Origin of the sequence: Shinella granuli (genome assembly GCF_004341885.1) — a bacterium.
Classification (GTDB): domain Bacteria; phylum Pseudomonadota; class Alphaproteobacteria; order Rhizobiales; family Rhizobiaceae; genus Shinella; species Shinella granuli.
On record NZ_SLVX01000061.1, the window covers coordinates 1 to 2,500 of the forward strand.

Sequence of the window (2,500 nt, forward strand, 5' to 3'; positions counted from 1 at the left end):
TGGTTGCGGGGGCAGGATTTGAACCTGCGGCCTTCAGGTTATGAGCCTGACGAGCTACCGGGCTGCTCCACCCCGCGTTATCCGGTTTTTGCCGAAGGCAAATACCGTTTCTTGCAATGCAGAAAGGCCGCTTTTGGGCGGCCCCTTGTTTCGGCAGGGCCGAAGATGTGTCGAGAAGATGGGTCCCTGTCTTGCAAGGGACTGTATTGAGATTGCCTTTAGCAGACCTGGCAGCGACCTACTCTCCCGCGTCTTGAGACGAAGTACCATTGGCGCTGGGGCGTTTCACGGCCGTGTTCGGAATGGGAACGGGTGCGGCCACCCCGCCATGACCACCAGGTCGGCTAAGGGCAATCTTTGAGAAGCTGGTAGAAGGCCTGGCCTTCGTTTGTCTTTGTGAACACGTCTTTGAACCTTCCTGCTACGCCTTCGGCCAGGGGCCGCAAGCGCAGAGCGCGTCGCCGGTTGTCCGGCGCGCCGTCCTTGAGGCGCAGCGATCGTCAGATCGCGGTGCGCCCGTGAGGACAAAGGTCTTGCTCATCTTCGATGAGCATATTCAATGAGAACGATCAAGCCAATCGAGCGATTAGTACCGGTAAGCTTCACACATTGCTGCGCTTCCACACCCGGCCTATCAACGTGGTCGTCTTCCACGGCTCTCAAGGGAATACTCGTTTTCAGGTGGGTTTCCCGCTTAGATGCCTTCAGCGGTTATCCCTTCCATATATAGCTACCCTGCTATGCCCTTGGCAGGACAACAGGTCCACCAGAGATATGTCCATCCCGGTCCTCTCGTACTAGGGACAGATCCTGTCAATATTCCTACACCCACGGCAGATAGGGACCGAACTGTCTCACGACGTTCTGAACCCAGCTCACGTACCGCTTTAATTGGCGAACAGCCAAACCCTTGGGACCTGCTCCAGCCCCAGGATGCGATGAGCCGACATCGAGGTGCCAAACAACCCCGTCGATATGGACTCTTGGGGGTCATCAGCCTGTTATCCCCGGCGTACCTTTTATCCGTTGAGCGATGGCCCTTCCACGCGGGACCACCGGATCACTATGACCGACTTTCGTCTCTGCTCGACTTGTCAGTCTCGCAGTCAGGCGGGCTTATGCCATTGCACTCGACGACCGATTTCCGACCGGTCTGAGCCCACCATCGCGCGCCTCCGTTACTCTTTCGGAGGCGACCGCCCCAGTCAAACTACCCACCATACACTGTCCCGGACCCGGATGACGGGCCGCGGTTAGACATCCATGACGATAAGGGTGGTATTTCAAGGATGGCTCCACGCAAACTGGCGTCCGCGCTTCAAAGCCTACCACCTATCCTACACATGCCGACACGAATGCCAGTGTAAAGCTATAGTAAAGGTGCACGGGGTCTTTCCGTCTAACCGCAGGAACCCCGCATCTTCACGGGGAATTCAATTTCACTGAGTCTCTGCTGGAGACAGCGGGGAAGTCGTTACGCCATTCGTGCAGGTCGGAACTTACCCGACAAGGAATTTCGCTACCTTAGGACCGTTATAGTTACGGCCGCCGTTTACTGGGGCTTCGATTCAAAGCTTGCACCTCTCCTCTTAACCTTCCAGCACCGGGCAGGCGTCAGACCCTATACGTCGTCTTGCGACTTCGCAGAGCCCTGTGTTTTTGATAAACAGTCGCTACCCCCTGGTCTGTGCCACCCCAACTCACTTGCGTAAATTGGGGTCACGCTTCTTCCGAAGTTACGCGTGCAATTTGCCGAGTTCCTTCAGCAGAGTTCTCTCAAGCGCCTTGGTATGCTCTACCTGACCACCTGTGTCGGTTTCGGGTACGGTCTATACGGTGGAGCTATTTCCTGGAACCGCTTCCCTGCAAGGATAATCCAATAAACCCTTACAAGTTACGCAATCCGTCACTACCACCAGGCCCACGAATATTAACGTGGTTCCCATCGACTACGCGTGTCCGCCTCGTCTTAGGGGCCGGCTAACCCTGCTCAGATTAACTTTAAGCAGGAACCCTTGGTCTTTCGGCGAGGGGGTCTCTCACCCCCTTTATCGTTACTCATGTCAACATTCGCACTTCCGATACCTCCAGGGCTCCTCACGGATACCCCTTCGCAGGCTTACGGAACGCTCCGCTACCACTGGACTTGCGTCCAATCCTCAGCTTCGGTGCATGGCTTTAGCCCCGTTACATTTTCGGCGCAAAGACCCTTATTTAGACCAGTGAGCTGTTACGCTTTCTTTAAATGATGGCTGCTTCTAAGCCAACATCCTGGTTGTTTTGGGATCCTCACATCCTTTCCCACTTAGCCATGACTTGGGGACCTTAGCTGGAGGTCAGGGTTGTTGCCCTTTTCACGACGGACGTTAGCACCCGCCGTGTGTCTGCCGACTAGTACTCCTCGGTATTCGGAGTTTGGTTAGGATCAGTAAGACGGTGAGTCCCCATAGCCCATCCAGTGCTCTACCCCCGAGGGTATTCGGTCGACGCTCTACCTAAA

Annotated in this window: 1 tRNA gene and 2 rRNA genes (1 of these 3 cut by a window edge); all 3 read right to left on the minus strand. The window is 55.6% G+C overall.

Annotated elements, in window-relative coordinates:
- Positions 1-77 (minus strand) — tRNA-Met (locus EV665_RS31480).
- A gap of 148 nt (positions 78-225) precedes the next feature.
- A 5S ribosomal RNA gene (rrf, locus tag EV665_RS31485) occupies positions 226-340 on the minus strand.
- 225 nt (positions 341-565) lie between these two features.
- Positions 566-2,500: ribosomal RNA gene (locus tag EV665_RS31490) — 23S ribosomal RNA — on the minus strand (it continues 861 nt past the right edge of the window).